General features: G+C 42.2%; 2 protein-coding genes. Both read left to right on the forward strand.

All coding sequences use genetic code 11. The annotated features are described in order from the left end of the window. A partial coding sequence (locus AC5JMK_RS12175; protein WP_495910187.1) for an amino acid adenylation domain-containing protein occupies positions 1-2,879 on the forward strand: 2,879 nt, incomplete at its 5' end. Then, positions 2,876-5,283: non-ribosomal peptide synthetase (locus AC5JMK_RS12180; protein ID WP_495910188.1), on the forward strand; the 2,408-nt coding region annotated here is incomplete at its 3' end. The genes AC5JMK_RS12175 and AC5JMK_RS12180, both read left to right, overlap by 4 nt.

Here is a 5,283-nt window from a genome sequence, read left to right on the forward strand (position 1 = left end):
AATTGGTCGAAAGGCTACCTCTACATACTGCCCACCTTGTTTGTTTAGATACTGACAATCAAGAGTTTGTCCAAGGCAGTGAAATTCCCAATCCCTGTGAGGTAAAGCAATCAAATCTAGCTTACGTACTTTATACCTCTGGCTCTACAGGTAGACCAAAGGCAGTAGCCATAGAGCATCACAGTCCAGTTGCTTTAGTGAGTTGGGCGCAAAAGGTTTTTACACCCTTAGAGCTTGCTGGTGTCTTAGCTTCTACTTCTATCTGTTTTGACCTCTCAGTTTTTGAGTTATTTGTGACTCTGAGCTTGGGAGGAAAAATCATTTTAGCTCAAAATGCTTTGCATTTATCCACGATGACTGTTGCCAATCAAGTTACTCTGATTAATACAGTTCCTTCTGCGATCGCACAGTTAATTCGAGAAAATAGTCTACCACAGCAGGTATGTACTGTTAATTTAGCTGGTGAACCTCTGCAAAATCAACTTGTACAACAAATCTATCAGCACAGTCAAGTTGAGCGTGTATTCAATCTCTATGGTCCCTCAGAAGATACCACTTACTCTACATTTAGCTTGATAGAAAAAGGGACAAGTTCCTCACCAACCATTGGTAGAGCGATCGCCAACACACAAATTTACATCCTAGATTCGCATTTACAACCAGTACCGATTGGTGTACCAGGAGAGTTGCACATCGGTGGTGCTGGGTTGGCACGCGGCTATCTTAACCGAAGCGAGTTAACACAACAGAAATTTATCCCCAACCCCTTCGGTGGAAGCAGGGGAGCAGAACGCCTCTACAAAACAGGGGACTTAGCATGTTATTTACCTGACGGTAATATTGAATACTTAGGACGCATTGACAATCAGATAAAAATACGCGGCTTCCGTATCGAGCTGGGAGAAATTGAAGCAGTACTGAGCCAACATAGCGATGTGCAGGCATGTTGTGTCATCGCCCACGAAGATACCCCAGGTGATACTTGTACTGAGCCAAATCGAAGTAAACGCCTAGTCGCCTATGTGGTAACACATCAACAGCATCTACCCACAGTCAGCCAGTTGTGTCAGTTCCTTTCCAATCAACTGCCACAGTACATGGTACCACAGACTTTTGTCATGCTGGAAACCCTACCACTTACTCCCAACGGCAAGGTAAACCGCCGCGCATTGCCAGCACCAGAATCACGCGAGGGACTAGAAGTCAGTTTTGTAGCTCCACGCAATCGGATTGAAGAAATACTTGCAACCATTTGGTCTCAAGTTCTCAGAGTAGAGCAAGTCGGGATTCACGATAGCTTCTTTGAACTTGGTGGCGATTCAATTCTGAGCATTCAAATTATCAACAGAGCAATGCAAGCTGGACTGCAACTGACTCTCAAGCAATTAGTTGCACATAAAACAATCGCCCAATTAGCCGCAGTTGCAGGCACAACTAAAGCGCTTGAGATAGAACAAGGATTAGTCACAGGTACATTGCCCTTAACACCAATTCAACAGTGGTTTTTTGAGCAGAAATTATCACAACCGCACCATTTTAATCAATCATTTCTGCTCTCAGTACCATCTAACCTTAAGCCAGAACTCTTAGAGCAAGTATGGCAGGAATTGCTTAGACATCATGATGCTCTACGCTTACGCTTTACACACTCACAATCAAGTTGGCAGCAAACTTACTCTGCTCCGACTGATAGTGTTGCTTTTTCTTTTGTAGACTTATCGACACTCTCAGATAGTAAGCAACAAGAAGCGATCGCAGCCACAGCCATTTCTCTACAGACGAGTTTGAATCTGTCAGAGAATCTGGTGCAAGTAGCCTTTTTCGGACTAGGTATTGACAAAAGAGCGCGATTACTCATCATCATTCATCACTTGGTAGTTGATGGTGTTTCTTGGCGGATTTTGTTAGAAGATTTGCAAACAGCTTACCAGCAACTCAGCCAAAGCAAAGCCATTCAACTTCCTGCCAAAACTACCTCTTTCAAAGATTGGGCGCAACATTTAATAGAATATGCTCAATCAGATGTCTTAAAATCCGAATTAGCTTACTGGTTAAGTGCATCTAGTGCTTCAGTTTCCCCCATCCCCATAGACTATACAGGAGGAGCGAACACAGTAGCATCTGTTAGCACAGTATCAGTGTCGTTAAATGAAACCCAAACCCAAGCACTGTTAAAAGATGTCCCGAAAGCTTATAAAACTGAGATTAACGATGTCTTGTTGACTGCCTTAGTACTGGTTTTGAGCAGATGGACTAACTCTGAATCAGTGTTGTTTAACTTAGAAGGTCATGGACGGGAAGATATTATCGATGGTGTAGATTTATCACACACCGTCGGTTGGTTTACGACCATTTTCCCAGTGATTTTAAAAGTTGAAGCAATAGATCAAGATAATATCGGCAATCATTTGAAATCTGTCAAAGAACAATTACGCACAATTCCTAACAAAGGGATTGGCTACGGCTTACTGCGCTACCTGAATCAGGAGCCAGAAATTGCCACCCAACTACAGACATTAAAACAAGGGGAGATTAGCTTCAATTATTTGGGTCAATTTACTCAAGTTCTGAATCAATCTTCTATGATGCAATTGGCTAGTGAGTCTAGTGGACAAAGCCACAGCTTGCATAATAAACGCGCTTATCTGCTAGATATTAGCGCTATTATTACAAACGAACGACTGCACATAGATTGGATATACAGCACCAATATCCATCAGCACGAAACTATTGAGAATATTGCCCAAGAATTTATTCAAACCTTACAGAAACTCATTGCTCATTGTTCAACTCCTGAAAATGAGGGTTATACTCCCACAGATTTCCCCTTATTAAAACTTAACCAATTAGAACTAGATCAAATATTAGCAAATCTATGAAATCAGAATTTAGCAAAACTAATAAGCAAAATATTGAAGATATTTATCCTTTATCTCCCATGCAGCAGGGGATGCTGTTTGAAAGTTTATATGCTCCCGACTCAGGCGTATATTTTGAGCAGATCATTTGCACTTTGAGGGGATATTTAAATGTGCCAACCTTCGAGCAAGCTTGGCAGCAAGTGGTAGCTCGACATTCCATCTTCCGAACTGCTTTCATTTGGGAGTCTTTAAGCCAATCTGTGCAAGTAGTGTATCGGCATGTAAACGTTACTGTCGAAACCTATGATTGGCAAAAGTTATCTGCACAAGAGCAACAACAGCAATTAGAGGTTTTTCTAGATTCGGAACGGCAAAATGCTCTGCAACTATCTCAAGCTCCATTGATGCGTCTATATCTCATCCAATTGGACAGGAATAGTTATCAATTTGTTTGGAGTTTTCATCATTTATTGCTCGACGGTTGGTCGATACCTTTGGTTTTAAAAGACCTCTGGAACTTTTATCAAGAAATTTCTCAGGGGAAAACTTTACACTATCAACCAACTTTCAGCTATCGCAACTATATTGCTTGGCTACAGCAACAAGATCAAAAGCTAGCTGAAGAATTCTGGAGACAAAAACTTCAAGATTTTACCGTTCCCACTCCTTTGATGGTGGATAAACTCCTACCAAACCGGAAAAATGGCAACGTCAGCTATGGTGAACAACAAATTCAGTTAACGGTGTCAGCAACAGCCGCACTTCAGTCTTTTGTACGACATCATGAATTGATGCTCAATAATCTGGTGCAGGCAAGTTGGGCATTATTGCTGTCTCGCTATAGCCAAGAAACAGATGTAGTTTTTGGTGCTACGGTATCTGGTCGTCCGCCATCTCTTGTCGGCATAGAATCAATGGTGGGATTATTTATCAACACATTACCAGTGCGAGTACAAGTTTCAGCAGAGACTAAAGTGCTGGGTTTGTTGAAAGATTTACAGATGCAACAAATTGAGTCTGAGCAATTTTCATATAGCTCACTTGTAGAGATTCAGGGCTGTAGTGATGTACCCAGGGGAACGCCTTTGTTCGAGAGCATTGTCGTATTCGAGAATCATCCAGTGGATGCTGCCATAACACAAGGTAATGACAGTTTTTCCCTATCGAATCTGAGAGCCATTGAACGCACAAATTATCCTCTGACAGTTGTAGCTGCGCCTGGTAAGCAATTGTTGGTGAAGATTAGTTACGATGCAAGCCGATTTGATGATGCGACCATTACTCGCATGTTGGATCATTTTGTGACACTGCTAGAAGCAATTGTGGCAAATCCCCAAGCGCGAATTGGAGAATTACCCCTGCTTAGAGAAGTTGAGCGTCAGCAATTGTTAGTAGAGTGGAACTCGACTCAGACAGACTATCCTCAAGATAAATGTATCCATCAGTTGTTTGAACAACAGGTAGCGCGTACCCCAGATGCAGTTGCTGTAGTCTTTGACAATCAACAACTGACTTATAGCGAATTAAACTGTCGTGCGAACCAATTGGCGCATCACCTGAAGTCTTTGGGAGTGGATGCAGATGTTCTGGTTGGATTGTGTATAGAGCGATCGCCGTTGATGATAGTAGGAATGTTGGGAATTCTCAAAGCGGGTGGAGCTTATGTGCCACTTGACCCAGAGTATCCCCAAGCTCGTTTGAGCTTCATGTTAGAAGATGCTCAAGTTAGAGTTTTGCTGACCCAACACTCACTCCTGGACAGACTGCCTGAACATACTGCACAGCATGTTTGTTTGGATACAGACGCTCACTTGATTGAGAAATTCACTCAGGACAATGCGATCGCATTTGTTCAAGCTAATAACTTGGCATATGTAATGTACACTTCTGGTTCTACAGGTCAGCCCAAAGGAGTTGAAGTTGTTCACCGTAGCGTTAATCGTCTTTTGTTTGGCGTCAATTACGTTGAGCTTGATGCAACACAGAGATTTCTTCAGCTAGCTCCAATTTCTTTTGATGCTTCCACCTTTGAAATTTGGGGAGCTTTGTTGCATGGTGCAAAATGTGTCCTGTTCCCAGGAAGTATTCCCACATCTCAAAATCTCGGCAATGAAATCAAAAAACATGGCATTACTGTTTTATGGCTGACAGCTGCTTTGTTTAACTCAATAATTGATGATGACGAGCAAGCTTTGTCAGGAATTAAACAGTTACTAATTGGTGGGGAAGCACTTTCAGTTGTTCACGTTCAAAAAGCTTTGGCAGCACTGCCATTGACGCAAATCATTAATGGATATGGTCCGACAGAAAGCACGACTTTTAGTTGTTGTTATCCTATCCCTAGACAGATTGAAGCAACTATAGAGTCAATCCCCATTGGTCGTGCAATTGCCAACACACAAGTATATATCCTAGACTCGCA

The organism is Pelatocladus sp. (genome assembly GCF_059505505.1).